The following is a 26,294-nucleotide window of genomic DNA, read 5'->3' as shown; positions in this document are numbered from 1 at the left end:
GCGGCGATGCCGCGGGCGAGGGCCTTGCGCAGGTGCGCGGCGAGCAGCCGCAGCCGCCGGGGCGGCCGTCCGCCCGGGCCGCAGCCGGGGGCGGGAGCGGGGGCGGGGGTCACCTGGTGGGGGCGGGGGCGTGCCCGGTCACAGCGACGAGGTGGTGCCGCCGAACTGGAGCGGGTTGGACAGGACCACGCCGTGGCTGGCGACGTCGATGACGATGTGGTCGCCGTCGGTGAGGTGGAAGCCGTCGTGGAAGCTGGACAGGTCGGCGCCGGTGAGGAGGTAGTTGACCAGGCCGGGGCGGCGCAGCGCGGGGAAGGAGAAGGCGCGGTCGACGAGGTCCTCGACGCGGAACCACAGGGCGTCGGCGCCGCAGTCGAACTTGCCTTCCCAGGCGGGCTGTCCGTCGCGCTCGATGGTGACGCGGCCGGTGGCGGCGCGGGGCGGCTCGCCGAGGAAGAGGTGGGGGGAGAAGGCGGTGTCGCAGAGCTTGCCGGAGGCGGTGTAGCCGGGGTCGATGCGGTGCAGGCCGATGTCGCACAGGTCGTTGCCGAAGGTGTAGCCGGCGTAGTGCGGGACGCCCTGGTCGTCGTTGACGTAGACGAGGGCCATTTCGGCTTCCTCGATGATGACGACGGGCTCGGTGGGGACGACCAGGGGCTGGCCGGGCATGCGCAGCCAGGAGCCGAGGCCCTTGAAGAACCACTTGGGCACGGGGGGCTGGTCGTTGTAGCCGACGATGGCTTCGGACTTGGCCTTGTGGGTGCCGAGGAAGCCGCTGACGACGGCCTGGCCGCCGGCGGTGGTGGGCAGCAGCGGGGGCAGGGGCTGGAGTTCGGGGTCGCCGGCGGTGACGGTGAGGGTTTCGGCGGCGTCGACGAGGGCGGTGACAGCCTCGGGGCCGGCGTCGGTGAGGAAGGCGGCGCGCAGGGCGCCGTCGGCGACGTGGTGGAGGGTCTGGGGCTCGCCGGGGGTGGGGATGCCGAGGCTGACGTAGCGCCGGCCGCGGTAGGTGTATTCGCTGACGATGGTGGACATGGGCGTGAACCTCCGCGGTTGGGTCGGGACTTGGGGCTGGACGAGGGGGGCTGCGGCTCAGGCGTGGGCGGGGGCGGGGGCCTGGGCGGGGGTGTCGTGGTGGGGGACGGGGTTGCCGGTGAGGTCGGTGAGGACGTCGGCGAGGCGGTCGAGGGCGGCCTTGATCCAGGGCAGTTCGAGGGGGGCCGCGGTGGTGAGGGCGGTGGTCTGCTCGGCTTCGGTGGTGCCGTAGATCTGGCTGGTGGCGGTGCGGATGCGCAGCAGGTCGTCGCTGTCGCCGAAGGCGGTGCCGGGCAGCAGGCCGACGCCGTAGTGCTGGGCGAAGTGGGTGGCGAGCTGGGTGGCGCCGGTGATGCCGTGGGCGGCGTGCAGGTGTTCGCGCAGCGGTTCGAGGCTCGGGTAGAGGTAGCAGGTGGAGCGGACGGGTTCGACGTCGGCGCCGGCGGCGGCGAAGTGGCGGGCGGCCTGGCGTACGACGCTCTCGTGCAGGCGGCGGGCGGCGGCGACGTAGGCGAGGATCTCGGGCGGCTCGGTGAGGGCGTAGGCGGCGGCGTCCTGGACCGGGGCGGTGGTGGAGGACCAGAGCTGGCTGGCGACGGCGGTCAGCCGGGTGTGGAGGGCGCGTCCGAGGGTGCCTTCGGGCAGGTGGGCGATGCCGGTGCGCCAGCCGCCGACGGCGAGGTTCTTGGTGAGGCCGGTGGTGACGACGGTGCGTTCGGGGGCGAAGGCGGCCGGGGAGAGGGCGGGGCCGGCGGGGGTGTCGTAGACGAGGTCGCAGTAGATCTCGTCGGAGACGATGACCAGGTCGAGGTCGCGGGCGGCGTCGGCGAGGCGGCGCAGGGTGTCGGGGTGGGCGATGGTGCCGGTGGGGTTGTCCGGGAGGGTGACGATGACGCTGCGGGGGTTGCGTCCGTCGGCGCGGGCGGTGGTGACGGCCTCGCGCAGGGCGTCGGGGTCGGGGACGCCGCCCTGGCCGGGCAGGGTGGGGACGTTCAGGGGCCGGGCGCCGGCCATGCGGGCCTGGGTGGCGTAGCTGACCCAGCTGGGGACGGGGACGACGACGTCGCCGCCGATGGCGAGCATGAGGGCGAACAGCAGGGGCTTGCTGCCGGGGCCGCAGACCACGAGGTCCGGGTCGGTGGGCAGGTTGCGGCGGTTCCAGTAGCCGGCGGCGGCTTCGCGCAGGGCGGGGCTGCCTTCGACGGGTCCGTAGGTGTTGCGGTGGGCGGCGGCGGCGAGGCGTTCGCGCAGTTCGGGCAGGACGGGCAGGCCGATCTCTCCGCTGGCCAGGGAGAGGACGTGTTCGCCGGCGCGGCGGCGGCGGGCCATCTCGGCGTCGGCGGCCAGGGTCGCCGACATGGTCACCGGCACGGGTTCGGGCATGGTGGGCTCCAGGTGGTCGGGATCGGGCGGCCGGGGCCGGTCGGCGCGGTGCGGCGGGGCAACAGCGGGCGGGGCGACAGCGGGCGGGGCAACAGCGGTGCGGCGCAGGGCAGTTCAGGGCGGTGCCGTGGCGGCGCAGGGCAGTTCAGGGCGGTGCCGGGGCGGTGCAGGGCAGTTCGGTGCGGGGTGGTGCCGGTCGGGGTGGGGGCCCCGGCCCGGTCCGGGGGCAGCCGGGCGGGCCGGGGCCGGGGGCGGGCCGGAGGGCAGCCGGCCCGCCCGGGGGGCGAGGGGTGCCGGGGGCAGCCGGTGCCTCGCCCCGCGGGGGTCAGGTCGCTGCGGTGGCGTAGAGCTTGCGCAGTTCGACCTTGCGGACCTTGCCGGTGAGGGTCTTGGGCAGGGCCGGGGTGACCTCGAGGCGCTCGGGCAGGAAGCGGGCGTCCTGTCCGGCGTCGCGCAGGTGGGTGCGGAGTTCCTCCAGGGTGGGAGGGGTGTCCCCGTGGGGGACGACGACGGCGAGGATGGGGTCGTCGATGTGGCCGGTGGGGCCGACGATCGCGGCCTCGGTGACCTTGGGGTGGCCGGCGATGACCGCTTCGAGTTCGGCCATCGGCAGGACGATGCCGTCGCGCATGATGGCGTCCTTGGCGCGGCCCAGGACGCGGATGCCGCCGCGGCCGTCCTCGCGGGCCACGTCGCCGGTGTCGAACCAGCCGTCGCCGGTCAGTTCGGCGGCGAAGACGTCCTGGCGCTTGTAGTAGCCGAGCGCCTGGGAGGCGCCGCGGGCGCGCAGGCGTCCCACCGAGGCCCGCTGGGTGGGGTTGTTGCAGTTGTCGATGCGGATCTCCATCGAGTCGATCGGGCCGCCGTGGCTGTGGGCGGCCCAGTCCTGGTTGTAGTCCAGGCGGGTGATGGTGACCGGTCCGAACTCCGACATGCCCCACAGCGAGTAGGTGCGCGCGCCCAGGGTCTCGCGCAGCTCGTCGACGAGGCCCTGCAGTACGGGGGCGGCGCCGATGACGACGTGGCGCAGGGAGGACACGTCGTGCGGGTCGGTGCGCTGGGCGGCGGCGACCTGGGTGAGGGTGGGGGGCGGCCCGTAGAGGAGGGTGGCGCGGTAGCGCTCGACCAGGTCCAGCAGGCCGGGGTTGTCGGTGGCGTCCTGGAAGGCGATGGTGCCGCCGAGCATGACGCCGGCCAGGATGCCCTGGCCGAAGCCGGAGTAGTGCACGAGCGGGCTGGTGACGGTGGCCACCAGGTCGTCGCCGAGCATGAAGGTGTCGACGTAGCCGCGCACTCCGGAGTGGACGGTGTTCTGGCTGTGCAGGACGCCCTTGGACTCGCCGGTGGTGCCGGAGGTGAAGAGCACCACGAACGGGTCGTCGGGGGCGAGTTCGCGTCCGTCGAGCCGGCCCTCGTAGGTCTTCTCGTGGGGGACGGCGACGAAGTGGTCGTGGAAGTCGATGGCGTCGGCGAAGGCGTGGCCGCCGAGGACGACGACGTGTTCCAGCGGCAGTTCGTCCTTGAGGGCGAGGACGGTGGCGGCCAGCGGGTAGCCGTCCCATTCGGGGACGGTGACGCACACGGTGGCCTCGGTCAGGGCCAGGCGGTGGCGCAGTTCGTCCTCGCGGCAGACCGGGGCGATGGGGCAGATGACCGCGCCGACCCGCATGCAGGCGAACATCAGCGGCACGATCTCCCACCGGTTGGGGAGCTGGGCTGCGACGAAGTCGCCCGGGCGGACGCCGAGTTCGATCAGGGCGCCGGCGAACCGGTCGGTCAGGCGGGCCAGTTCGGCGTAGTCGAGGGTGTCGGTGCGCGAGTCGGCCAGGCGGCGGGCGGCGATGGCGAGCTTGTGCGGGCGCTTGGCGGCCTGGCGGCGCAGGTCGTCCAGGAACGTCTCGTCGCGCCACCAGCCGCGGCGGCGGTACTCGGCGGCGCGGTCCTCGGTGGTGGCCGAGGTCAGGCCGGTGTGCACGGCAGTGGTGGCGGTGGCGGTGGTGGTGGTCACCGGCGCTCCTTGCGGCGGGTGTCGAGCAGCTCGGGCAGCGGGTCGCCGGCCCGGGAGGCGGCGATCTGAAGCAGGTCGCGGGTGTTGCGGCGCACGGTGTCGGCGACCCAGTCGAACACCCAGGCCTTGCGGGCCTCGTGCCCGAGCTCGAACGGCACGACGCGGGTGACGGCCAGGGCGGCCGAGCCGGCGCCGCCGATGTTGGAGATGACGCCGGGCACCAGGGTGGCGCCGGATGCGCGCAGCTTCTCGCGGGCCTGCTCGGTGGAGGAGATGTTGCCGCCTTCGACGACCAGGCGGGCGCGCAGGCGGTGCGCGTTGTCGTCGTTGAGGGCGTGCTTCTGGGCGGCGAGGATCAGCAGGTCGGAGTCGACGTCGAGCCAGGCGTCGGGCTCGGTGGAGACGGTGACGTGCTGGGGCAGGCGGGTGCGGTCGATGCGGCCGAACTCGTCGGTGATGGCGATCAGGTCGGCGACGGGCAGGCGCTCGGCGCTGATGGTGCCGGCGATGTCGGCGACACCGACGATGACGTGTCCGCGGGCCTCCAGGAACTCGGCGACGGCGCGGCCCACCGCGCCGAAGCCCTGGATGACCACGCGGGCCGGCTCGGTGCGGGCACCGGCCTCCAGGGCGGTGATCGCGGCGACGCCGACGCCGTGGCCGGTGGCGTCGATCAGCGGCTCGTAGTAGGTGCGCCAGTCGATGGGCATGTCGGGGGCGCCGAGGCGGTAGCGGGGGTCGTAGCCGGCCTCGTCGAAGAAGATCGCGCGGTCGCCGGGGGTGACGCCCATGTCGATGCCCAGGTGGATGCCGCCGTGCAGGAGCGGCTTGACGGTGCGGCCGAAGGTGCGGAAGGTGCGCTCGCGGTCGGTGCCGTCGGAGACGATGCCGGCCTTGGCGCCGCCGATGGGCAGGCCGGCGAGGGTGAACTTGTGGGTCATGTCGCGGGCGAGGCCGGCGACCTCCTCCTCGGTGACCCCGGGGGTCATGCGGGTGCCGCCCATGGCCAGGCCGTTGTACAGCGAGTCGACGACCACCCAGCCCTTGATGTCGCCGCCGCTGCCGTTGAGGTGGACGGTGAAGGCGGGGTCTTGCTTTTCCAGATCACTCATTGCCGTTTCCTTGGATACGTCGTGGCCGAGGCGGGCCCGCCGCGCGCGCCGGGGGCGGCGCGCGGCGGCCGTCGATGGGTGGTGCGGTGCTGTACGGGCCGGCCCGGGACGGGGGCGGGGAGCCGTGCGGGGCCGGTGCTGGTCTCCGGGGGCCCGGCCCCGGCCCGGGGGCGGGCAGGGGGGCGGGGCGGAGCCGTGCGGGGCCGTGCTGGTCTCCCCCGAGGGAGTTGCGTGCCGTTCCGGGCCGGCCCGGGCCTGGTGCGGTGCCGGCCGGGGCCGGTGGTGCGGGGGTGGGGCCGGTGGTGCCGGTGGTGGTGCGTCCTACTGCTGGTAGAGCTGGGCGAAGCCGCGCAGGATCTCCATGCCGTCGCTGCGGAACTCCAGGTGGGCCTGGGCGCCGTGGATGCGGCCGTCGTCGGAGCGCAGGAACTCCACGGGCGCGTGCTCGGAGCGTCCGATGGAGCGGAAGCCCTGCGGGGCCTCCTGCAGGTAGAGGGTGTGGCGGTGGAAGACCGTCACGGTCGGCTTCACGTGGGTGAAGAGCGCCTCTTCCTTGTCGACCTGGACCTCGTAGCCGCCGACGCGCTGCGGCCCGTCCGCCAGGCGCCCGCCGTTGGCGACGGCGATGATCTGCATGCCGCCGCAGATCCCGAAGACGGGGACGTCGGCGTTCATGACCAGGTCGATGAGCGGCTTGTAGAACTCGGTGTCGTAGGCCCTCACCTTGGTGCCGCTGAGCACGATGGCCTGGTAGCGGCCGTCGAGCTTGGCGGGCACGGAGTCGGCGCGCACGGCGTCGGTCTCCGAGCCCAGGTCCTCGAAGCGCTTGCGGAGCTGCTTGAGGGAGAGGGTGCCGTTGTTGACCACTAGCACTCGGGATTGCGCCACGGGCGTGCTCCTCAGGTTCGCGTGATGACGGTGCCGGTGCGGGCCCGGAGCAGGTCCGACACGCTGGCGCTGCCGATGACGACCCGCTCCACGCCCGCCTCCAGGGCCTCGCCCGCGGCGCGCAGCTTCTTGCGCATGCCGCCGGTGGCGCCCTTGTCGCGGAACGCGGCCGCGTCCGCGGCGCTGATCCGCTTGACCGGTTCGCCGTCGATGAGCAGGTGGGCGACGTCGGTGACCAGGACCAGGTCGGCGGCGCCGGCGGCGCCGGCGATCGCTGCGGCCGCCCGGTCGGCGTCGGTGTTGATCTCCTGGCCGGCGTCGTTGCGGGCGAGCGGGGTGACCAGGTAGGCGTGGCCGGCCTGGAGGTTCTTCAGCGGCGCCGGGTCGACGCCGGTGATCGGGCCGACGAGGTTGTCCAGCTCGACGAGTTGCTTGTCGCGCCACCACCAGCGCTCGCCCGCCCCGGCCTTGACCAGGCCCTCGCTGCCCAGCAGCCGCTCGCCGGTGATACCGCGGGCCGAAAGGCGCGCGAACACCTCCTCGGCCATGGCCGCGCTGACGGTCTTGATGTCGGCGATGACCTCGGGCGTGGTCCAGCGGCTCTGGTTGCCGTAGCGGTCGCGCAGGATCGCCGACGGCTCGGTGTAGCGGGGGTTGAGCTCGCGCAGCGGCTTGGACCAGCCGTGCACCAGGATCAGCGGGTGGCTGCGGCCGTAGGCGGCCAGGTCGTCCCACCAGGCGTCGGCGAGGCCGTCCAGGCAGCTGCCGCCGAGCTTGACGACGGTGGGCACCGCCACCCCCGCGTCCGCGGTCGTGTTGGTGTTCTCGTGCGGGCTCATGCGGGCATCACCGGCTGCATGGTCAGGCCGGTCTCCTCCGGCAGGCCGAAGCGGATGTTCGCGGCCTGCACGGCCTGCCCCGCGGCGCCCTTGATCAGGTTGTCGAGGGCGGCGAGGACGACGATGCGCCCGCCCTCCTCGTCGTACAGGGCCGTCACGTCGCAGAAGTTCGAGCCGAGGACGGCCTGCGGGTCCGGCACCGGGATCAGTGTCTCGTTGTGCCGGCGCACCCGCACGAACCGGTGCTCCTTGTAGAAGCGGGTGTAGGCCCGCTGCAGGTCCCGCTGGGTGACGGGCTCGTCCGTGAACACGTACGCGCTGGTCAGCAGGCCGCGCACGTGCGAGACGCCGTAGGCGGACATCGTCAGCGAGTCGATGCTGCCCTGCTTGCCGCGCTCCAGGAAGTCCGCGACCTCGGCGGCGTGGCGGTGCCCGGTCGGCGCGTAGGGGGCGATCGCCCCGCTGCGGAACGGGTGCAGGTCCGCGGTGCGCAGCTGCAGGCCGCCGCCGCTGGAGCCGGACTTGCCGTCCACGACCACGGTCTTCAGGTGCAGGCCCAGGCCCAGGGTGAGGGGGGCGAGGCTGACGGTCAGCGCGGTGGCGTAGCAGCCGGGGATGGAGATCAGCCGGGCGTCGGGCAGTTGGTCCTTGACGAGCTCGGGGACCCCGTAGACGAAGCGGTCGGCGAGGTCGGTGGTCCGCTTGACCTTGGGGTACCAGCGGTCGTGGAGCTCGGGGGTGCGGATGCGGTAGGCGCCGGAGAGGTCGACGATGGCGGCGACCTTGTCGGCGAGGAGTTCGGACAGCTGCGCGGAGACCGGGGCCGGGGTGGCCAGGAAGAGGACGTCGACGTTCGCGACGGCCTCCTCGGTGACCGGCTGGACGGTCAGGCCGAGGTCCAGGCGCAGGTTGGCGTGGAGTTCGGCCGGGCGGCGGCCGATGTTGGAGGATCCCCCGAGGAAGGTCAGTTCCATCTCGGGGTGCTGGGTGATCAGTCTGATCAGATCGCCGCCGGCGAGCCCGGAGGCTCCGACGACACCTGCTCGGATCATGCGAGGATCTCCTGGACGTACGAGCCGATGGCGGTGGGGATGTCCGCCGCGGTGGTGGAGGCCACGCCCTTGAAGGCGGGGGCGTGGTTGACCTCGTTGACGACGAGGCCTTCGTCGGTGCGGAACAGGTCGACGCCGTAGATCCCGGCGCCGAGTTCGGCGATGACCGCGTCGACGATCTTGACGAGGTCGGGGTCGTGGGCGAGCGCGCTGGACTGGTTGCCCAGGGCCGCGTTGCTGCGCCAGTCGGTGCCGGCGCTGGAGAACTCGGCGGCGGCGACGATCTCGTTGCCCACGACCAGGCAGCGCACCGAGCTGCCGGCGGCGAGGAACGGCTCGACCAGGCAGGCCTGTTCGAAGGCGTGGCCGAGGTCCTCGACGTAGTCGTAGACAGAATGCGCGAGGTCGCTGTCACGGATCAGGGTGACGCGCTTGCCCATCCCGCCGAAGATCGGCTTGAGGACCACGGGCACGCCGATCTCCTCCAGCGCCTTGGCGAAGTCCTTGCGGGACAGCACCAGGCGGTAGTCGGGCACCGGCACGCCGGCGCCGCGCAGCACGGTGCGCAGCAGTGCCTTGTTCTCGCAGGCGTTGATGGCGCGGGCCGTGTTGAGGACCGGGATGCCGGCGGCCTCGGCGAGGGTGGCGATCAGTCCGCCGCGGGTGTAGCTGCGGCTGCGTACCAGCAGGGCGTCGTAGTGGTGGATGGCCGCGGCGTCCAGGCCGCCCAGGCACAGGGATTCGTCGTTGAGCCAGTCGACGGACAGTCCCAGGGCGGGGCCGGCCTTGATCAGCTCGCGTTCCTCCCAGCTGATCCGGTCCGCGACGATGGCGATGTTGGCGGCCATGTTTACTGGCCCCAGTCGCGGAGCTGGACCTCGACCATCTGCAGGGTCAGCTGGCCGCCCTGCACGTCCTCCACGCGCAGGGTCAGCATGCACTCCGGGCAGGCCAGGGTCTCGCCCTGGACGACCGGCGGGACGGTCAGGTCGGTCTCGCACTCGGGGCAGACACCGGAGAGAGTGGCGGTGGACATCAGTGGACTCCAAGAAGGTGAGGCTGGAAGAACGGAAATCGGTGGTACGGGCACGCCGGTGGTGCGGTGGTGCGGGCGGGCCGGTGGTGCGGTGGTGCGGGCGAGCCGGTGGTGCGGTGGTGCGGCTTGCGTCGGGGCGGGGCGGGCAGGGCCCCTGGTCCCGAACGGTCGCAGGGCGGACGGCAGTTGGTTCTTGCCGGCGTGCGCGCGTGGACCGGTGGCTCGGTGGGCGTGGTGACGGGTGGTGAAGGGGTGGCTCCGGTTCCCGTCCGGTCCGGTTCCCGTCTCCGGTCCGGTTCCCGGTCCGTGGCCGGCCGTGGGGTGCCGGCGGGGTCCGTCCCGCGGGGCCGACGGCCCGGGGCGCAGGGATCGGGGGGGGGCTGTCCGGGGAGTTGTCCCGGGGGGTGTCCGGTGGGTTGTCGGGGGGTGGAAGGCCTGCAACCCGGCGGCAGTGCACGCAGGTTGCCTCGGCCAGCCCCGCTCAGAAGGGGCGCTTCGGCACGGGGCGCCCGGGCCCGGCAGTGCTGCTCCGTGGGAGCGGAGCAGGGGATCTGCCGCGGCCCGCCCCTGCGGACGGCACGCCCGGAAAGGGACGCTGCGGGTGGGACCGCCGCGGTGGGGCGTCCCGGGTGGGGCGGCTTCGGTGGGCCCGGGGGGGTGGGTGGGTCAGGCGGCCTGGAACTCGATGGCGGCCTTGCGGATCGCGTCGCGGTCCAGCAGCGGCGCCCCGTTGGATTCCTGACGGTTGATCAGCCAGGGGGTGAACGCCTCGACGTCGACGAAGACGCCGGAGTCGGCCAGCGCCCACTTCACCAGCGCCGGGGTCAGGCGGGTGCGCACGAGCAGCTCGCGGCTGTTGCCGACCAGCTCGGCGGGCAGCGTCTCGTAGGCCTCCGGGTGGGTGAGCTGACCGGGCAGCTCGTAGGCGAAGGAGTGCGGGGTGGTCGGCCCGGACTGGAACGCCTCGCCCAGGCCGGCGCCCTTGAGCGCGACCTTGGACAGCTCGGTCAGGTGCGAGAGGTCGAAGCGGGTGTCGCCGTGGATGACGCGCAGCGAGGTGAGCAGTTCCGCCAGCGGGGCGTTGCCGCCGCGCTCGCCGATGCCGCCGACCGTGGCGGAGATCCACTTGGCGCCGGCGCGCACCGCGGCCAGGGAGTTGGCGACCGCCATGCCCAGCATGTTGTGGGAGTGGATCTCGATCTCGGAGCCGTCGATCGCGGTGAGGTCGGCGATCACCTCCTCCATCTGCCACGGCGACAGGTAGGCGACGGTCTCGGCGAGGCGGAAGCGGTCCGCGCCGGCCTCGAAGCCCGCCGCCACGTAGGGCACCAGGCGCTCGGCGGGGGTGCGTGCGCCGTCCTCGCCGCTGAAGGTGACGTGGAAGCCGCGCTCCTTGGCCTGCGTGATCGCGGAGCGGGCCAGCGTCTGCAGGAACCTGGCGCTCGGCGAGCCGAGCTTGAGGCGGGCGTGCTGCTCCGAGGTGGGGATCGAGTACATGATGTGCTTGACGCCCAGGCGCTCGGCCTCGTCGAGGGCGGTCGCCACCTGCTGACGGTCGCGCACCACCACGAGGGTCATGCTGCGCTGCGGGCCGACGGCCTCGTGGGTGGCCAGGACCAGGTCGGCGTCCTTGGAGTTCGGACCGGCGACCATCCCGACCTCGACCAGGTCGACGCCCGTCCTCACCAGCAGGTCCGCGATGCGGGCCGCGTCCCTGGGACCGAATTCGACACCCGCCATGTGTGCGGAATCCCGCAGCGTCGCGTCGGATATGTGCGGCAGTATCGGGAGTGTGTCTCCGTGCTCTGATGTTGCCATTGCCGTTCCCTCCTCCTGTATCCGGGCGGATTCCCCGGATCGGGCTCTGGACTGAATTCCCGCCCCTCTTGTACGGGCGAGGGGATCGAGCCAAAGCGCGGTGGTGCGGTGCGCCGATGACCATCCTGTCGGCCCCGGCCAGGGCCCGGCAATGTTCCTCGTGTCGGGCTTTGTCAAGGACTGTCAGCGAACGTCACAGGCCGTTTCGGCCCTGCCAAATCTCCCCCGGCCGCCAACCGCCCGGCCCGCTTTTCCGCCGCCGGCGGCCGGGCGCCGTCCGGGGACATCGGGCCCGGGAGCGGGGAGGTCTGGCGCCTCGCCGACGGCCGCATTCCGCCCGGTGGCGCCGATTTCCCCGCCGGCACCGCCCCCGAAACCGCCGCACAACGCCACCGCGTACGTCCGTGTGGCCCACACAGCCCCACCCTGACAAGTACATGCCTTCCTGGCGCGGGGCAAGAGGCCCACCCCGCACCCGGGACAGGGCGCAGCAGGTGCGTCGCGCACGCGGGCCACCCCTTGACCGCGGCCGGCAGCTGGCCCGTCTCCTCCCCCAATCCCCCATTCCGGCGGTCGAGTTGATGCAGCGCTCTGCGAGGCCGGGGGCGGCGGTTGTTGTGCGGGGGATGCCCGGATGCCGGTTGCGGGCCGACCGGGGTGGCGCCGGGGGCGCACGACGCCGTGTGCCACAGTGACGGGCATGGTGGACTGGCAGTCCGAGAGCCCGCAACTCCGGGCGTTCCTGGAGTCGTTGAACCGCGGCGATGTCCTGTCCGGCATTGTCGCGGCGATCGAGCGGTTCGGGGTCTTCGTGGCCCTGGACGACGGGCCCGCCCACCCCGTGTTCCCCGGCGTCGGGTTCATCACCGTCCCCGAGCTGTCCTGGCGGCGCATCGGCGCTGCCGCCGACGTCGTCGAGGTCGGACAGCGCGTCTCGTGCGAGTTCCTCCAGTTCGACACCCACAACGCGGAGTCGAGGCTGTCCTTGTGCGGTCCGGACCCGGGCCCTGCACGGTTACCTGCGGTGGCACAACGCCAACGCCCGCCACCGCGACATCCCGGACGCCCTTCTCGCCGCGAACGCGCCTGCGCCCACAGCGAGAAGGGCGTACGCCGGGGTTGGCCGAGAGGTTCAGGTCGCGGCCCGACCCGGCACTGCGCGTGATCAGAGCGCCAATGATGCGCGGAACGCATCGAATGTGTCGCGGAGTTCGACGGCGTCGATGGGATCGATCTCCATCTGCAGGTGACACACCTCGTCGTCGCCGTTGGGAGTCAGGCGCGCGAAGAAGGCAAAGCCGTCCCCGACGGGTTCAGCGCCCAACGCCAGCGGATTGTTGCGACCGGGAGTCACAGCCTCCCAGAATCGAGAGCCCGATGGGGCGCGCAGGTGAGAGAGCATCCGTGCCGCGAAGTCCGCAGCTTCTTCCCTGGTGAGGTGGGCGGGGTAGTCGGCCGACAGCGAGGAACACCAATCGGCAGCGACCCGCCAGCGGTCCTCACCGACCTGAACCAGCTCCAGCCACGCTTCACCGTCGCCGAGGCGTAGCTGCGGCATTCCCATCGCCATACCCTCCGACCTTCGCACCCTGGGCCTGCGATCCTACCGAGACGCCTCCCCTGAAGCCGTTGCGCCCTCGACCCGGCGAACCCATGCGGTCACGGAACTATTTGCCGCCCAGGGCCTCCACCAGCTGCGGCAGGTGGCCGCCGGCGACGGCGAGGGCCAGGTGGTCGTGGAAGTCGCGGCTGTGGACGATCCGCCCCTCGCGCACCCGCAGCACCTGGATGTTGGCGGCCTCGAAACTGCGGCCGCCCTCCCGGTGTTCGACCCGGTAGTCCCATTCGGCGACGACCACCTGCGGGTCGTCGGTCCCCCGCACCACCACGTTGCGCGCCGCCAGGCGCAGCGGCGAGTGCGCGGCGACCTGGGCGAAGCGCTCCTCCAGGGCGGCCCGCCCCTGGATGCGGCGTGGTCCGACGGGTTCGAAGACGGTCTCCACGACCGCGTCCTCGGCGTACAGTTCGCCGAGTTCGTCGAAGCGTCCTGCGGTGATGCGCTCCAGCAGTGCCTCGAACACCTCGCGCGGCGTCCGCGTTTGCGACATGATCAACCCCCTGGTTCGATCCGCCACCGGAACCGGACCGGCGGCTCCGCCCAGACGATACGGACTCGCCACTCCGGTTGTCCAGGGTGGAGTTCCGCCACCCCCGGAAAGGAGTTGACCGCTTGAACGGCGCCCAGGAGCGCCCGCTGCGCGCGGACGCGGCCCGCAACCGGGCCAGACTGCTGGATGCCGCCACCGAGGTGTTCACCACCCGCGGCATCGCCACGCCGACCGAGGAGATCGCCCGCGCCGCCGGCGTCGGGGTCGGCACGCTCTTTCGCCACTTCCCCACCAAGGAGGCGCTGCTGGAGGCGGTGATGGTGCGCCGCCTGGAGGAGATCGCCACCACGACCGCACAGTTGGCCGCCGACGCCGAGCGCCCCGACGGCGACAGCGGCGACGGCAGCGACGGCAGCGGCAATGGTGGGGCGTTCTTCGCCGCGTTCCGTGTGGTGGTCGACCGGTCCGCGGGCAAGGACGAGTTCACCCGGGCGCTCGCCGCCGCGGGCGTGGACGCCCACGCCGCGCTGCACGCGTCGGGAACCGCGATCCGCGAGCACCTGGCCCGCCTGCTCGCCGCGGCGCAGCGCGCCGGTGCGGTGCGCCGCGAGGTGGGCCTGGCCGAGCTGTTCGCGCTGCTGGTGGGCACCACCACCGCCGTGGAGCAGTTGCAGGACGACCCGGCCGCGCGCGAGCGGGTGTTCACGGTGGTCTTCGACGGCCTGCGCCCGCACTGACCCCGGCGGGCGGCCCGGGCCGCCCGCCGCCGGCCGGCGCGGCCCCGCGCCGTCAGGATGCGGCGAGGGCGGCGGTGAGCGGGCAGCGCGGGGCGCGGCCCAGCAGGCGGCGCAGATCACCTCCGGTGCGGGAGAGGAATCCGGCGGCGATGGCGGAGCAGGTGCCCACCAGCATCGGTGTCTGGAACGGCTCGGCGCCCGAGGCGGCGGCGTGTGCGCGGGCCCGGGCGAGGGTCTGCGGCTCGTAGGTGACGTGCGGGCCGTGGGCGCGGGCCAGATCGGCGCCGCCGATCGCCTGCTCGCCGACGAGTTCGTACACCCGGCCCGCGTGGGCGCCGGGGTGCTGCGCCACGTGGGCCGCGGCGTCGGCCAGGTCCGCGCGGGCGACGGCCGCCAGGCGCCCCTCGCCGAGCGGCGCCGTGATCCGTCCCTCGGCCGACGGCGCCGCCAGCGCCCCCAGCAGTTCCGCGTAGAGGCCGTTGCGCAGGATCGTCCAGCCCATGGGCCCGGAGCGCAGCCGGCGTTCGGTCCACCGGTGCGCCAGCGCGTAGGGCAGGTGGTCGCCGTCGGCGGTCAGGCTCGTGTAGACGACGTGCCGGACCCCGGCCTGCTCGGCCGCGTCCAGGGCCGCGCCGTGCCGGGCGATGACGGTGTCGTCCTCGCCGTAGCCGGCGGACACCATCACCAGCACCTCGACCCCGGCGAAGCCGGCGGCCAGCGTGGCCGGCTCGTCGAAGTCGATGCGGCGCACCGGCAGTGCGGTCTCCGGGCGACGCGGGTCGCGTGTGCCGAGGACGGTGTCCTCCCGTGTGTCCTCCCGTGCGGCCAGCCGATCGGCCGTCAGTGCTCCCAGGGCGCCCGCGGCTCCCGTCACCATGATCATCAGGTTTCCCCGTTCCGGTAGGTTCTCTTCTCGGCAACGGAGATCATCCTGCGCGGCGGCGCCGGGGAGCGTAAGGAGGCACTTGCGTGTCAGCAGGGCACACCGAGGTAACCACCACCGCGCCCGTCGTCAGCTGCGGCGAGCCGCACGAGGACTGCGGGATCCGTGAGGTCCTCGACCGGATCGGCGACAAGTGGTCGGTCCTGGTCGTCGTCGAACTCGCCCAGGGCGTGCGCCGCTTCCGCCGGCTGCAGCGGGCCGTGCCCGGCATCTCCCAGCGGATGCTCACCCTCACCGTGCGCCGTCTGGAACGCGACGGACTGCTCACCCGCACCGTCCACCCCACCGTGCCCCCGCAGGTCGACTACGAGCTCACCCCGATCGGCCACAGCCTCACCCACCTGGTGAAGGCCCTCGCCGACTGGTCGGCCCAGCACCGCGACGCCCTCGCCCGTGCCCGCCAGGACTTCGACGCCGCCCACCCGGACGCCGGCATCCGCTGACCCTGCACCCGCCCCTGCACCCGCGGCCGGCCACACCCACCGGCCGCGCAGGCCGCGGCCCGGGCGGCGCCACGCCGTTGCGGCGCAGCGTGGGCGGCCGGCCGGGCAGTGGCGGGTGTTCGACAGCGCCGACCTCATGAGCCGGCGGGACGTCACCGACGAAGCGCCGGCCGTCACCCGCGAGGTCCCGCAAAGGCCCGACCCGGGGGTTCGTCGTCCCCGCCTCCCGCTGGCAGCACCCCGGGGCCGGGCCCCGGCCGCCACCGCGACGCAGCCGGCCCGGCACCCCCGCTCAGTAGGGGTGCCGGGCCGGAGACTGCGGGCCGCGGCCGGGGGTGCGGGCGGGTGGGACGCCCGCGCCGGGGGTGGGATCGGCCGGCGGTTCGGTGCGGTGCGGTGGTGGGAGCGGACGCGGTGGACGTGCGGCCCGGGCGGGGTGGCCGCCCGGGCCGCACGTGGACGGGTCACGGCCGGGGGCGGGGGGTGGCCGCCCGGCCGGGACCCGGAGGGGGTGGGTCAGCCGCGGCCCAGGCGGTAGCCGACGCCGTGGACCGTGATGATCCATTTGCCGCCGAGTTTGGCCCGCAGGTTGCTCACATGGGTGTCGATCGTGCGGGTGGACGCCACCCACGTGGTGTCCCACACCCGGGCCATGAGTTCCTTGCGGGACAGCACGGTCTTCGGATCGGCCGCCAGGGTGTGCAGAAGGTCGAACTCCTTGGCCGTCAGCACCACCGGCCGCCCGTCCAGGCGCACCTCACGGGTCGTGCCGTCGATGTGCAGCGGGCTGAGCGAGATGGTGTGGGAGACCTGCGGGCGCGGATGGGCCCGGCGCAGCACCGCCTCGATGCGGGCCAGCATCTCGCGGATCCCGCAGGAGGCGAGGACGCAGTCGTCCGCTCCGGCCTGCAGGGCCAGTACCCGGTCGAGTTCGGTGTCGCGGGTGGCGATGGAGATGATCGGCTTGTCCCCGGTGCGGCGGATCAGCCGGCACACCTCCAGGCCGTCGAGGTCGGGCAGGTCGAGGTCGAGCAGGACCATGTCGCACTGCTGGTGCGCGGCCAGCGCCTGCGCGCCGGTGTCGACACTGCTCGCCGTGTAGCCCTGGCGCTGCAGATCGCGCACCCGCAGCTGCGCGGTGACGGCATCACCCGCGACGACCAGCACCGCCACCACCCCCACCGCCGCCCCCTGCCCCTGCCCGGGCGCGGGCGGGAAGGCCGCGGACGGGAAGGCCGCGGACGGCAGGGCCGCGGGCGGCAGGGCGGCGGGCGGCAGGGCGCCCGTGGCCGTCGCGGCCGAGGAGGTCGTCACCGCCGAGGCGGCGAGAGCGGCGGGCGCCGCCGCGGCCACCGGTTGGCACGCACGCGCCCGGTGGGCCGGGCGTGCCCCGGTTCTGGGCATCTGATACGTCATCTGAGTCATGGCTCCCCCGGGGATTCGTAAGCCGGTCGGGCGTGTGGGTAGCGCCCTGGCGCCGCGCGCCATCCGTTCGGCGGCCACCGCCCGGAACGCCTCCGGGCCGGTGATGGACGTGTGCGAGGTCATGGACCGAAGCGCTTCGACGACCGCCCTGCGCCGGCGGCCGGACGCGCCGGTGGCGGGGCGCCGCAGCACGCCCTGCGCCTCGGCCCGGACCGGGTGGGCGGTACGGGCGGCCCCGGCCGGGCACGCGGCACGGGCCGTGCGGGCGACGTGAGCGGGACGTGCGGTGCCCGTGGTGCGGGCGGCAGGGCCCCGCAACAGCGCCGGGGCGGCGGAGCGAAGGCCACCGGCGCGCGCCTGACCGATCGTCACCATGCCCTCCCCTGCCCAGGATCGACCGGCCCGCCCTGCCCCCGGCGGCCCATGATTCAAACATACACTCTAGTCCGTTTCATGGCCACAGGCTAAAGATGGATGACGGTTCATCAATATCCCACCGTACGACGGGATGCGGGTGCACCGCTGCCCGATCGGGCACCGTGCAGCGGTGATGCTGCCGCCCGCTCATGAAATGCACTCAGATCCATGTTTGTATGAGAGGATAATCGTGAACCAACATGCAACGAAGTCGATGCAGTGGAGGCCCCGTGCGCCAGCCCTCGGACGAAGCAGCGCCCGCCGCGCCGCGACGCGAGCGCAAGAAGGAGCGCACCCGGGAGCACGTGTACGCGGCGGCGGTCGCCCTGTTCAGCCGCCAGGGCTACGCGGACACCTCCGTCACCCAGATCGCCGAACAGGCCGGCATCGGACGCGGCACGTTCTTCAACTACTTCCCGCACAAGGACTGCCTGATCAACATCTGGACCCAGGAACGCGTCCGCAAGCTCCACCGCCGCCTCGCACCCCGCCTGCGCAACGCCCCCGACACCGCCGGGGCGCTGCGCGCGTGCATGTCCACCCTCAGCGACCTCAACGAGGAGGAACCCGAGCTGAGCGCCGCCATGCTCACCGCCTGGATCCAGACCGGACGCCTCCTGCAGCCCGGCCCGCCGCTCGGCGCGATCCTCACCGACATCGTCGAACAGGGCCGCACCCGCGGCGAGATCCACACCACCGCCAGCGCCGAACAGATCGCCGGCGCCCTGCGCGACCTCTACATCGGCGCCCTCCACCGCTGGAGCCACCCCGCCGCCGACCGCGCCCACGGCCGTCTGGACACCGAACTCCAACAAGCCCTCAACCTCCTCCTCCACGGCCTCACCCCCCACCACCCCCCACCCCGCCCCCGCCCGGGTGCACGCGCCGGCGCCGGCGCCGACACCTGCACCGCAGGCAGCCGCTAGGCCTGTCTTGTGGATCAGGTCGGACCAGGCCGCGGCGTCTGGGTGCGTGCATCGCAAGGCGGAGGTGGGGGCACCTCCCGGCCGAAGGCTGGGGGCGGAGTCCATGCGGTGGGGGCACCTCCCGGCCGAAGGCTGGGGGCCATCGGCGACCGACGACAACGCGGCGTGGGGGTACCTCCCGGCCGGAGGCTGGGGGCGTGCGTGCCCAGGCGTCGCAGCCCCGGCCCGATCCACAAGACAGGCCCTGGTGCCGCCCCGCGCACGTTCGTGAAGGCGTGCCGAAGGGCGGGTCCGGACACGTCGGTCGTGTCAGGCGAACGAGAAGTGCGCGGCGGCTTCGGCGGGCGTGGTTGCCTGGCGGCGTCCGGGGACGTCGTGGACGGCGGTCGCGCCCTCGGAGCGCAGTTGGTCGGCGGTGGCATGTCGGGCCGCGATCGCGGCGTAGGCGCGGACGTCCGCGGCGGTGATGTCAGTGCGGCCTCGCTCCGCGTGCTGCCGCAGGAGGTCGGTGAGGTCCGGGTTGAATCGCAGCATGGTCACCGGGGCGTTGTAGCGCCTGGCGAGGGCGACGAGTCGTGCGCGCGCCTGCGGGGTGACGTTCGTGGACTCGGCGAGCGCGCTGTGCCCGGTCGCGAGCCTGCGGCGACCCTGCGGTCGCGTTCCTCGAAGATCCGCCCGTCCGCCGCCTCCGAGTCCGCGTCGGCGGGTGACGTGCCGAAGAGTTCCGCGCGGATCCCGTCGCTGGACATCACGGCCTCTGCGTCGATCTGCCGACGCTCGATCAGTGCCCGAACGAAACTGGTCTTGCCCGAGGCGGGAGGGCCGACGAGGATGACCAGTCCCGCGGGCACACGGACCGGCCCCGAGCCGCCCGGCACGAGAGCGTCGAGGTGGAGGTGGCCTGCGCAGTCGAGGGCCTCTTCGGCGGAGCCGGCAGGCAGGCCGCCGGGCAGGACGCTGTCCCTGTAGGTGTTGCTGCCGGCCAGGTAGAGGGCGAAGCCCCAGGTGTGCAGCACGCCCGTGAAGCGCAGGCGACACAGCGGGACGATCTGCTCGCCGGGCAACTCGGCTGCCACATAGGCGAACCCGCAGCGGAAGCGGACCGTGATGGCGTTCACCTGCGGCCATCGCTCACGGGCGCGGCGGTTCAGGCCCTGGCGGAGGAGGTGCTGCATCGATTCCGGGGGGGTTCTTCGGCACGGATCCATCCTGACGTGCGGCGCGTCGGCCCGCCCTGGTCATTGATCGCTGTCCCGGGCGACCGGTCCGTCCCGGTGAGCCCACCCGGCAGGAGTTCGAATACCGGCGCCACGGCACCACCTCACTCGTCACGGCGCCCGACGTCCGCAGCGCCGAGGTGCTCACCGAGGTGACCGCCCGCAACGACGCGGTGACCTTCACCCGCTTCCCGGACCGACTCGATCGGGCGATCGCGCCAAAGAGGACCGGCAAGGTACCGGGTGTGGGATGTGTCACCGTCACGCCCGCGGGGCGGTCCGGCCCGTTTACGATCATCGGCGCCGGGAGCGGGGCCCGCCGTGCCACGGCAGCGGCCCGTCGGGCGACCGGCGACCGGAGCGAGGAGAAGCGCACGTGACCACCCCCACCGCCGTGCCCGACAGCTACTACCAGCGCACCGGCGAGCACCGCTTCAAGCCCACCCTCCACGCCCAGGGCGCCTGGCACCCCGACGAGCAGCACTTCAGCCCGCTGGGCGGACTCGTCGTCCACGCGATCGAGTGCCACCGGGCCGGACGCCCGGACGACGGCCTGGCGCTGGCCCGGATCAGCTTCGACATACTCGGTCTGATCGCTCTGGAAGAGTGCGAGATCACGGTGGCGACCGTCCGCCCCGGACGCACCATCGAGCTGGTCGAGGCGACCGTGGTGATCGGGGACCGCGCCGTGGTCCGGGCCCGCGCATGGTTCCTCGCCGAACTCGACACCGCCGCCGTCGCCGGCACCCACGAGGTCCGCATCCCCGCGCCGCAGGAGTTCGAGCCCTGGACAATGGGCGGGATGTGGGACGGCGGCTACATCGCCTCGATCGACGTCCGCCGCCGCGCGATCGCCCCGGGCCGGGCCACCGCCTGGATCACCACCCCCCTCGAGCTGGTCGCCGGGGAACCCAGCAGCGCGCACGCCTCCTTCGTCGCCCTGGTGGACACCGCCAACGGCATCGCCGCCCGGCAGCGGCCCACCGAATGGATGTTCCCCAACACCGACCTGACGATCCACCTCTTCCGCCGCCCCGAGGGCCGCTGGACCGGCCTGGACACCAGCGTCAGCTTCGGCCCCACCGGCCACGGCATCACCAGCACCGTCCTGCACGACCGGCACGGCCCCCTCGGCCGCGCCGAACAGATCCTCACCGTCCGCCCCCAGAACACCACCTGACCCACCCCCACCCCGGCCCGACACCACTCGGGCCGACACCCCCCGGGCCGACACCCCCCGGGCCGACACCGCCCGGGCCGACACCGCCGGGCGACGGTGCAGCCCCCTCGCATGCCGGCCCCCGGCCGGCCCCCGGCCCCCGGCCCCCTGCCCCCTGCCCCCGCGGCAAGCGGGCAGGCCCCCGGCCCCTGCTCCGAACGCACGGGCGACGCGCCGCCGTCGACCGACGCGACCCGCACCGTCCCCACCCGCGCCGTCCTCACCCGCGCCGTGCTCACCCCGCGCCGTGCTCACCCCGCGCCGTGCTCACCCCGCGCCGTGCTCACCCGGACGGTCCTGCCCGGCTGTGTCACGCGCAGCGGCTCGCCGGGGCCGTGCCTAGAGTCGGTAGCCGCAGATCAGGACGTTCGTCCGGCTTCCGGGCGGACCGGACGGAAAGGGCGGGTCGGCCCATGGCACGTCGTCCCAACATCTTGCTGATCGTCACCGACGAGGAGCGCGCTGTCCTGCCCCGGGCGTCGGGGTACGCGCTGCCGGCCAGGGAGCGGATCGCCGAGCGCGGTGTCACCTTCGACCACTACTACACCGCCTCCGCGCAGTGCAGTTCGGCGCGGTCGGTCCTCTACACCGGGCAGCACCTGCCGCTGACCGAGATCTACGACAACGACAACATCCCCTACATCCGCCCGCTCGACCCCGATCTGGGCACCCTGGGCACGATGCTGCGCTCGGCCGGCTACTACTGCACCTACCAGGGCAAATGGCACCTGTCCAACGCCTACGTCTCGCCGCAGAACCCGGCCCCCACCACCGACGCCCTGGAACCGTACGGGTTCAGCGAGTTCAACACCTGGGGCGACATCGACGGCGGCGCCTGGGCCGGACTGAAACTCGACCCGGTGATCGCCGGACAGGCCGTGCACTGGCTGCGCGACCGCGCACCCGTCGTCGCGGCGCAGCAGCCGTGGTTCATGGCGGTGAACTTCGTCAACCCGCACGACATCATGAGCTTCGACTACGGTGGCCGGCCCCAGGTGCAGTTGCCGTCGCCGCTGGCCCATGCGGTGCGGATGAAGGCCGCCGCCGACATTCCGCTCTACCGGCGGCGGTGGGACTTCGACCTGCCCGCCAGTCTGCACGACGACCTGTCCGGTGCCGCCCCGGCGATCACCGAGTACCGGCGCATGATCGACACCGTGTTCGGGCCGGTCGCCTCCGACGAGCACTGGTACGAGGGCCTGAACTTCTACCTCAACGCGCTGCGTGACGTCGACCGCAGCATCGAGCACGTGCTGGACGCCCTCGACGCCTCCGGGCAGGCCGGTGAGACCGTCGTGGTCCTCACCGCCGACCACGGTGAGATGGCCGGCTCCCACGGCCTGCGGCAGAAGGGCAGCCTGGTCTACGACGAGAACCTCCACGTCCCCCTCGTCATCGCCCACCCCGACCTGAGCGGGGGCATGCGCAGCGGCGCCCTCGCCTCCGCGGTCGACCTCGCCCCCACCCTCCTGGCGTTCGCCGGCCTCGACCGGGCCGACACCGCCACCCGCCACCCCGCCCTCAAGGGCCACAGCCTGCTGCCCGCGCTGGAGGGCACCCGGGTGCGCGAGGGCGTGCTGAGCGCCATCGAGTCGATCATGATGCTGGATGCCGACTTCTGGTTCGAGTTCGCCGACCCCGACGCCCCCCGGCGCATCGCCGCCGGTCAACTGCGCCCGGACTGGACCAAACGCGGCTTCCTGCGCGCCTGCAACGACCACCGCTACACCTTCGGCCGCTACTTCTCCCCCCTGGACCCGAACCGGCCGCGTACCGTCGACGAGCTGTACGCCCGCAACGACGTCGTGCTCTACGACCGCCAGGACGACCCCGCCCAGATGCGCAACCTCGCCGCCGACCCCGCCCACCGCGGCCTGGTCACCCACTACAACACCCTGCTGGAACAGCTGATCGACACGGAGATCGGCACCGACACCCGCGCCTGGGTCACCGAACGCCCACGCCTGCTGGGCTGGCCCACCTGGCACGGTGACACCGAACCCGCCGCCCATGCCGCCACCGGACACTGACCCGCGCCCCCGCCCCCGGGAAGCGGCGCCGGCCCCGGGCCGATGACATCCCGTCACCGCCGACCCGGGCCCCGCCCTTCCGCCACCACCTTCCGCCAGGACCTGTCCGGCAGGACCTCCGTCAGGGCCTTTTGCCAGGGACCTGTCCGGCTCATTCGGTCGTGTGACAAGATCGCGGGATGCTACGACTCACCGACTTCATCATCGACTGCCCGGACACGATGAAGCTGGCAGCCTTCTACTCCGAGGTGACGGGGCGTCCGGTCAAGGACAGCAGTACCGAGCACTGGGCCGGTATCCAGTTCGGCGAGATCGAACTGGCCTTCATCCAGGTGGAGGACTACCGCGCCCCGCAGTGGCCCGACAGCGAGCACCCCAAGCAGTTCCACCTCGACTTCGAGGTCGACGACATCGAGGCCGAACAGCGCCGTGTCCTGGCCCTCGGCGCGACCCTGCAGCGGGACTGCACCGGCCCCGACGGCTACGGCTTCCGCGTCTACACCGACCCCATCGGCCACCCTTTCTGCCTCTGCCGCAACAAGGGCGTCCTCTGGACCGATCAGGGCCCCGTCTGGCCCGAGCGCGGCCAGTAGGCCCCGCTTCGAAGCAGGTGGAGCCATGCGTCGACGGCGGTGACGTCGACGCATGGCCGGGCCGGCGGACGGCGCGCCCGCCGAACCGGGCGGCCGGCGCCCGGTGGCGTGCGAGGCGGCCGCCGTCCCCGCGGCCACCAGGCACGGCCGCCCGGCACGGGAACAGCCCCACGGCGAAGCCGCCACCGTCCCCACCGGCCCCGGTCGGCGTCACGGCGGAGCGTCGCAAACACCCCGGCAGGCTTCGGCAAGGACGGCGCGGCGCGGTCTCACCAGGGAATCGGCCCGTCCTCGGCCACAAAGGCGCCCGTCGGGCCGCCTGCGCCCACCGTCGCCAGGTCGACCGCCACGGCCGCGCCCTCCTGCGCCGTGCGCATCCCGGTGTGGCGGTTGAGGTCGGTCGCGCAGTAGCCGGGACTCACCGCGTTGACCAGGATCCCTTCGGCGCGCAGTTCGTTGGCGTAGAGCACGGTGATCGCGTTCAGCGCGCTCTTCGAGGTGCAGTACGGCAGGAGAACCGAGAAGTAGGCGGACCACGGGCTGCCCGGGTCGGCCAGATGGGTCAGGGAGCCAAGTTCGCTGGACATGTTGACGATGCGTGCGGCGCCGGAGCGGCGGAGCAGGGGAAGCATGGCATGGGTCACCGCGATGACGCCGAACACGTTGGTCTCGTACACCTGCCGGACGGTGGCGGCCGCGGTCTCACTCGGGTTCTGCGGTCCGGCGGCGATCGCGGCGTTGTTGACGAGGATGTCCAGGCGCCCGAACGTGGCGTCGATGTGCCGGGCGGCGGCCCGGACCGAGACGTCGTCGGTGACGTCCAGCGGCACGAACCGTACGTCGGCGCCGTCGGCGCGAAGCTCCGCGGCCGCCTCCTCCCCGCGCTCGGCGTCGCGCGCGCCGATCAGCACGGTGATGCCCAGGGCCGCGAGCCGGCGCGCCGTCTCCTTGCCGATGCCCTTGTTCGCGCCGGTGATCAGAGCAGTCTTGTGCGAAGTCGTCATGGCCCCCAGCCTCCCCCCGCCCACCGGCGGCAGGGAAAGACCGGAAGACTCTGGATCTATAGTCCACAGATATGAGTGAGCTGGAGGTCCGGGAGCTGAGGTACTTCATCGCGGTCGCCGAGGAACTGAACTTCAGCCGGGCCGCGCAACGCCTGGCCATCGCGCAGCCCCCGCTGTCGAAGGCGATCGCCCAGATGGAGTCCCGGCTCGGCGTACGCCTGCTGGAGCGCACCACCCGGCAGGTCAGGCTGACCACCGCCGGCCAGGTGCTGCTCGACCAGGCCCGGATCGCGGTCGACGCGGTGCACGCGGCGGCCCGGCGCACACGCCGGGCCGGCCGGCCCACACCCCGGCTCGTCGTGGCGGTCAAACCGGGAGGCGACGCCGGGCTGCTGCGGGAGATCCTCACCGCCTACCGGGAAACGGACCCGCACCTGCCGCCGCCCGAAGTCGCCGTCGGCGGCAGCGGAGAACCGATCGCCATGCTGCGCGACGGCCGCGCCGACGTCGCGCTGCTGCGCAGCCCGTTCGACGGCCAGGGGCTGGATTCCCAGACCCTCGTGGTCGAGCCGCGACTGGCCGTTCTGCCCGCCGCGCACCGCCTGGCCGCACGCCCGCGGCTGCAGCTGACCGACCTTTGGGGCGAACCGATCCCCCGCTGGAAAGGGGCCGTCCCCTCCGCCACCGCCTACTACACCGGACACGACGCGCCGCCCACAGACGGCCCCGCCGGCACCACGCCCGCCGGCACTCCCGAAGGACCGCTCGTGGCCAGCGTCGAGCAACTCCTGGAAGTCGTCGCACTGGGCCAGGCGGTGGCGTTCCTGGCACGCTCCACCACCAAACGCCACCAACGCCCGGACATCGCCTACCGGCCGGTCACCGGCCTCAGCCCCAGCACGGTCATGGTCGCCTGGCCGAAGACCTCACGATCCACAGCCGTCGCCGCCTTCGTCCGAGCCGCCCACCACGTCGCCACCCACCACCCCACCACATGACCACACCAGGCCACCGGCCGGAGGGCACCCAACCCCCCGGCCGCCGGCCCGGACCTTCCGACGGACCACCACCACCACGAAGAAGAGCCGGCACCTCCTCACCCGCCACCGCCACCGCATGCCGCCTCGTCCCCGCGCTCGACCGCGACGGCCGGCCCCACAAGGACCCGGTCGACATGGCCGGCGAACACGCCGAACGCCTCACCACTGTTGCCAGCGGGGTGTTCCGGCTCCGGATGAACGGATCCGAGCGGCCCCACTTTCAGGCCGTGTGGGGGATGGCTCGGGTCAGTGTGCGGAAGGAACGGTTTGGAAAGGCCCCACCCTCGGTCGAGGGAGGGTTTGGTGATCGACCACGCAGGGATGGCGGTTGCCGGGGACCGGTAGCGTGTGTCATGTGCTGCCCGCCCGGTCGCGCCCCCGACAGGATGCGTCAGGGCAGGCACCGCTGTGTTCGATGCGGGGCGTCCTGGGAGCCTGGGGACAAAAGCCGGCAGCCGATAACCGTTTGGCAGGGTGCTGGTCGGGTGCTATCAACTCGGGGTGACCGAGTTCGTGTGCGCGGCCTGCGATCGTCTGATTGCCGGGCCATTGACCAAGCTGCCAGAGGTGCCCGTCCGTCCGATGGATCAAGGGTTTCCCAAAGTGGACGGATCCCGTCGAGCCACTCCCACCCTGCCACTTGGCTTCTTCGCCCTGGAACCCGAGCCGTGGGGCGCCCCGCTCGTACCCTCCGACGAATGTCGAGAGGTCTTCGCCGGCGGGCCCTGCCTCGGTGACCCGGACGGCGACGGGTTCCTGGTGTCCGCAGGCCCCCGGAACACGGTGATCCTGCACCCCGATGACGCGTCGGGCCTCCAGCCGCATCCCGACTGGAAGCACTCCGGGGGATGCTGCGGCTTCGACGGCCAAAGCGGTATGAACCAGCTGTGCCCCTGCGGTGCAGAGGTGGGCACGCTGATCAGCGAGTGCAACACCGCGTATGAGCTGCACCTGGACCCGGGCCAGGTGCGCTCCATCACAGCATGAGCCTGCGGGCTGCTGCCCGGCGACTGCGTCCACA

At 73.0% G+C, this 26,294-nt stretch carries 25 protein-coding genes and 1 pseudogene; 9 read left to right on the top strand and 17 right to left on the bottom strand.

The annotated features are described in order from the left end of the window. Positions 1-138 precede the first annotated feature (138 nt). The 10 genes from ACIPSC_RS32055 to ACIPSC_RS32010 form a co-directional block, all read right to left on the bottom strand. Positions 139-1,035, bottom strand: coding sequence for a fumarylacetoacetate (FAA) hydrolase (locus ACIPSC_RS32055; RefSeq protein ID WP_400831051.1), 897 nt, complete (start codon positions 1,033-1,035; stop codon positions 139-141). A 57-nt stretch (positions 1,036-1,092) separates the two neighbouring features. After that, positions 1,093-2,418, bottom strand: a complete 1,326-nt coding sequence (locus ACIPSC_RS32050; protein ID WP_400831049.1) for a pyridoxal phosphate-dependent aminotransferase — start codon at positions 2,416-2,418, stop codon at positions 1,093-1,095. Between the two features lie 325 nt (positions 2,419-2,743). Continuing rightward, positions 2,744-4,426 carry an AMP-binding protein gene (locus ACIPSC_RS32045; RefSeq protein ID WP_400831044.1) on the bottom strand — a complete coding sequence of 561 codons (1,683 nt, stop codon included), beginning with the start codon at positions 4,424-4,426 and terminating at the stop codon, positions 2,744-2,746. Next, positions 4,423-5,538: a Glu/Leu/Phe/Val dehydrogenase dimerization domain-containing protein gene (locus ACIPSC_RS32040; protein ID WP_400831040.1), complete on the bottom strand. Its 1,116-nt coding sequence runs from the start codon at positions 5,536-5,538 to the stop codon at positions 4,423-4,425. Before ACIPSC_RS32040 ends, ACIPSC_RS32045 begins: the two co-directional genes overlap by 4 nt. Before the next feature lie 321 nt (positions 5,539-5,859). Then, complete coding sequence (locus ACIPSC_RS32035; protein ID WP_400831037.1) at positions 5,860-6,426, bottom strand: type 1 glutamine amidotransferase; 567 nt, start codon at positions 6,424-6,426, stop codon at positions 5,860-5,862. 11 nt (positions 6,427-6,437) lie between these two features. Next, positions 6,438-7,265, bottom strand: coding sequence for an acetylglutamate kinase (locus ACIPSC_RS32030; protein ID WP_400831035.1), 828 nt, complete (start codon positions 7,263-7,265; stop codon positions 6,438-6,440). Next, on the bottom strand, positions 7,262-8,317 hold the full coding sequence (argC, locus tag ACIPSC_RS32025) for an N-acetyl-gamma-glutamyl-phosphate reductase (protein ID WP_400831033.1): 1,056 nt from the start codon (positions 8,315-8,317) through the stop codon (positions 7,262-7,264). The genes ACIPSC_RS32030 and argC overlap by 4 nt, the downstream gene beginning before the upstream one ends. Further along, positions 8,314-9,165, bottom strand: coding sequence for a RimK family alpha-L-glutamate ligase (locus ACIPSC_RS32020; protein ID WP_400831030.1), 852 nt, complete (start codon positions 9,163-9,165; stop codon positions 8,314-8,316). The genes argC and ACIPSC_RS32020 overlap by 4 nt, the downstream gene beginning before the upstream one ends. A gap of 2 nt (positions 9,166-9,167) precedes the next feature. Beyond that, a complete protein-coding gene (locus ACIPSC_RS32015; RefSeq protein ID WP_238865446.1) occupies positions 9,168-9,353 on the bottom strand; it encodes a lysine biosynthesis protein LysW in 186 nt (61 codons plus the stop codon). Between the two features lie 666 nt (positions 9,354-10,019). Continuing rightward, positions 10,020-11,171 carry an isopropylmalate synthase gene (locus tag ACIPSC_RS32010; RefSeq protein ID WP_400831025.1) on the bottom strand — a complete coding sequence of 384 codons (1,152 nt, stop codon included), beginning with the start codon at positions 11,169-11,171 and terminating at the stop codon, positions 10,020-10,022. A gap of 700 nt (positions 11,172-11,871) precedes the next feature. On the opposite strand from ACIPSC_RS32010, the gene ACIPSC_RS32005 reads away from it, so the two are divergent. Next, positions 11,872-12,336 carry a S1 RNA-binding domain-containing protein gene (locus ACIPSC_RS32005; RefSeq protein ID WP_400831023.1) on the top strand — a complete coding sequence of 155 codons (465 nt, stop codon included), beginning with the start codon at positions 11,872-11,874 and terminating at the stop codon, positions 12,334-12,336. Here ACIPSC_RS32005 and ACIPSC_RS32000 read toward each other — a convergent pair whose 3' ends face one another. Further along, complete coding sequence (locus ACIPSC_RS32000) at positions 12,337-12,741, bottom strand: hypothetical protein (protein ID WP_400831021.1); 405 nt, start codon at positions 12,739-12,741, stop codon at positions 12,337-12,339. 97 nt (positions 12,742-12,838) lie between these two features. Next, positions 12,839-13,279, bottom strand: a complete 441-nt coding sequence (locus ACIPSC_RS31995; protein ID WP_400831019.1) for a nuclear transport factor 2 family protein — start codon at positions 13,277-13,279, stop codon at positions 12,839-12,841. A 122-nt stretch (positions 13,280-13,401) separates the two neighbouring features. On the opposite strand from ACIPSC_RS31995, the gene ACIPSC_RS31990 reads away from it, so the two are divergent. Beyond that, positions 13,402-14,016, top strand: a complete 615-nt coding sequence (locus ACIPSC_RS31990; protein WP_400831016.1) for a helix-turn-helix domain-containing protein — start codon at positions 13,402-13,404, stop codon at positions 14,014-14,016. 52 nt (positions 14,017-14,068) lie between these two features. Here ACIPSC_RS31990 and ACIPSC_RS31985 read toward each other — a convergent pair whose 3' ends face one another. Then, on the bottom strand, positions 14,069-14,899 hold the full coding sequence (locus ACIPSC_RS31985; RefSeq protein ID WP_400831014.1) for an NAD(P)H-binding protein: 831 nt from the start codon (positions 14,897-14,899) through the stop codon (positions 14,069-14,071). An 86-nt stretch (positions 14,900-14,985) separates the two neighbouring features. Here ACIPSC_RS31985 and ACIPSC_RS31980 point away from each other — a divergent pair, with 86 nt between their 5' ends. After that, positions 14,986-15,402, top strand: coding sequence for a winged helix-turn-helix transcriptional regulator (locus ACIPSC_RS31980; RefSeq protein ID WP_400831011.1), 417 nt, complete (start codon positions 14,986-14,988; stop codon positions 15,400-15,402). 516 nt (positions 15,403-15,918) lie between these two features. Here ACIPSC_RS31980 and ACIPSC_RS31975 read toward each other — a convergent pair. Then, positions 15,919-16,806, bottom strand: coding sequence for a response regulator transcription factor (locus ACIPSC_RS31975; protein ID WP_400831009.1), 888 nt, complete (start codon positions 16,804-16,806; stop codon positions 15,919-15,921). Positions 16,807-17,474: 668 nt separating this feature from the next. Here ACIPSC_RS31975 and ACIPSC_RS31970 point away from each other — a divergent pair. Further along, entirely contained in the window at positions 17,475-18,170 is a 696-nt protein-coding gene (locus tag ACIPSC_RS31970) for a TetR/AcrR family transcriptional regulator (protein WP_400831007.1), read from the top strand. 309 nt (positions 18,171-18,479) lie between these two features. Here the strand turns inward: ACIPSC_RS31970 and ACIPSC_RS31965 are convergent. After that, a pseudogene (locus ACIPSC_RS31965) lies at positions 18,480-18,755 on the bottom strand (ATP-binding protein); the annotation flags it as partial. After that, positions 18,707-19,345, bottom strand: coding sequence for an AAA family ATPase (locus ACIPSC_RS31960; RefSeq protein ID WP_400831003.1), 639 nt, complete (start codon positions 19,343-19,345; stop codon positions 18,707-18,709). The pseudogene ACIPSC_RS31965 and the gene ACIPSC_RS31960, both read right to left, overlap by 49 nt. Positions 19,346-19,763: 418 nt before the next feature. On the opposite strand from ACIPSC_RS31960, the gene ACIPSC_RS31955 reads away from it, so the two are divergent. From ACIPSC_RS31955 to ACIPSC_RS31945, 3 genes are all read left to right on the top strand, one after another. Further along, positions 19,764-20,567: a thioesterase family protein gene (locus ACIPSC_RS31955; RefSeq protein ID WP_400831002.1), complete on the top strand. Its 804-nt coding sequence runs from the start codon at positions 19,764-19,766 to the stop codon at positions 20,565-20,567. Positions 20,568-21,019: 452 nt separating this feature from the next. Continuing rightward, positions 21,020-22,636: a sulfatase-like hydrolase/transferase gene (locus tag ACIPSC_RS31950; protein WP_400831000.1), complete on the top strand. Its 1,617-nt coding sequence runs from the start codon at positions 21,020-21,022 to the stop codon at positions 22,634-22,636. A gap of 179 nt (positions 22,637-22,815) precedes the next feature. Beyond that, positions 22,816-23,229, top strand: coding sequence for a VOC family protein (locus ACIPSC_RS31945; RefSeq protein WP_400830996.1), 414 nt, complete (start codon positions 22,816-22,818; stop codon positions 23,227-23,229). Positions 23,230-23,498: 269 nt separating this feature from the next. Here ACIPSC_RS31945 and ACIPSC_RS31940 read toward each other — a convergent pair whose 3' ends face one another. After that, the gene (locus ACIPSC_RS31940) at positions 23,499-24,233 is read right to left on the bottom strand and encodes an SDR family oxidoreductase (protein WP_400830992.1); all 735 of its coding nucleotides are present in this window, start codon (positions 24,231-24,233) and stop codon (positions 23,499-23,501) included. A 71-nt stretch (positions 24,234-24,304) separates the two neighbouring features. Here ACIPSC_RS31940 and ACIPSC_RS31935 point away from each other — a divergent pair, with 71 nt between their 5' ends. Both ACIPSC_RS31935 and ACIPSC_RS31930 read left to right on the top strand, forming a co-directional pair. Next, on the top strand, positions 24,305-25,231 hold the full coding sequence (locus ACIPSC_RS31935; RefSeq protein WP_400830988.1) for a LysR family transcriptional regulator: 927 nt from the start codon (positions 24,305-24,307) through the stop codon (positions 25,229-25,231). A 543-nt stretch (positions 25,232-25,774) separates the two neighbouring features. After that, positions 25,775-26,260, top strand: coding sequence for a hypothetical protein (locus ACIPSC_RS31930; RefSeq protein WP_400830985.1), 486 nt, complete (start codon positions 25,775-25,777; stop codon positions 26,258-26,260). Positions 26,261-26,294: the final 34 nt, after the last annotated feature.

Origin of the sequence: Kitasatospora sp. NPDC090091 (assembly GCF_044747365.1) — a bacterium.
Classification (GTDB): Bacteria; Actinomycetota; Actinomycetes; order Streptomycetales; family Streptomycetaceae; genus Kitasatospora.
Note: the sequence above shows the minus strand (reverse complement) of the source record. Positions and strands in the feature narration are given on the sequence as shown.

Bases quoted from the DNA above. Each gene is read 5' to 3' on its own strand.
- ACIPSC_RS32050 (WP_400831049.1), bottom strand. From the start codon at position 2,418: ATGCCCGAACCCGTGCCGGTGACCATGTCGGCGACCCTGGCCGCCGAC.
- ACIPSC_RS32015 (WP_238865446.1), bottom strand. From the start codon at position 9,353: ATGTCCACCGCCACTCTCTCCGGTGTCTGCCCCGAGTGCGAGACCGAC.
- ACIPSC_RS31975 (WP_400831009.1), bottom strand. From the start codon at position 16,806: ATGCCCAGAACCGGGGCACGCCCGGCCCACCGGGCGCGTGCGTGCCAA.
- ACIPSC_RS31960 (WP_400831003.1), bottom strand. From the start codon at position 19,345: ATGCAGCACCTCCTCCGCCAGGGCCTGAACCGCCGCGCCCGTGAGCGA.
- ACIPSC_RS32020 (WP_400831030.1), bottom strand. From the start codon at position 9,165: ATGGCCGCCAACATCGCCATCGTCGCGGACCGGATCAGCTGGGAGGAA.
- ACIPSC_RS31940 (WP_400830992.1), bottom strand. From the start codon at position 24,233: ATGACGACTTCGCACAAGACTGCTCTGATCACCGGCGCGAACAAGGGC.
- ACIPSC_RS32040 (WP_400831040.1), bottom strand. From the start codon at position 5,538: ATGAGTGATCTGGAAAAGCAAGACCCCGCCTTCACCGTCCACCTCAAC.
- ACIPSC_RS32055 (WP_400831051.1), bottom strand. From the start codon at position 1,035: ATGTCCACCATCGTCAGCGAATACACCTACCGCGGCCGGCGCTACGTC.
- ACIPSC_RS32000 (WP_400831021.1), bottom strand. From the start codon at position 12,741: ATGGCGATGGGAATGCCGCAGCTACGCCTCGGCGACGGTGAAGCGTGG.
- ACIPSC_RS32030 (WP_400831035.1), bottom strand. From the start codon at position 7,265: ATGAGCCCGCACGAGAACACCAACACGACCGCGGACGCGGGGGTGGCG.
- ACIPSC_RS31935 (WP_400830988.1), top strand. From the start codon at position 24,305: ATGAGTGAGCTGGAGGTCCGGGAGCTGAGGTACTTCATCGCGGTCGCC.
- ACIPSC_RS32005 (WP_400831023.1), top strand. From the start codon at position 11,872: ATGGTGGACTGGCAGTCCGAGAGCCCGCAACTCCGGGCGTTCCTGGAG.
- ACIPSC_RS32010 (WP_400831025.1), bottom strand. From the start codon at position 11,171: ATGGCAACATCAGAGCACGGAGACACACTCCCGATACTGCCGCACATA.
- ACIPSC_RS31995 (WP_400831019.1), bottom strand. From the start codon at position 13,279: ATGTCGCAAACGCGGACGCCGCGCGAGGTGTTCGAGGCACTGCTGGAG.
- argC (WP_400831033.1), bottom strand. From the start codon at position 8,317: ATGATCCGAGCAGGTGTCGTCGGAGCCTCCGGGCTCGCCGGCGGCGAT.
- ACIPSC_RS31985 (WP_400831014.1), bottom strand. From the start codon at position 14,899: ATGATCATGGTGACGGGAGCCGCGGGCGCCCTGGGAGCACTGACGGCC.
- ACIPSC_RS31950 (WP_400831000.1), top strand. From the start codon at position 21,020: ATGGCACGTCGTCCCAACATCTTGCTGATCGTCACCGACGAGGAGCGC.
- ACIPSC_RS31945 (WP_400830996.1), top strand. From the start codon at position 22,816: ATGCTACGACTCACCGACTTCATCATCGACTGCCCGGACACGATGAAG.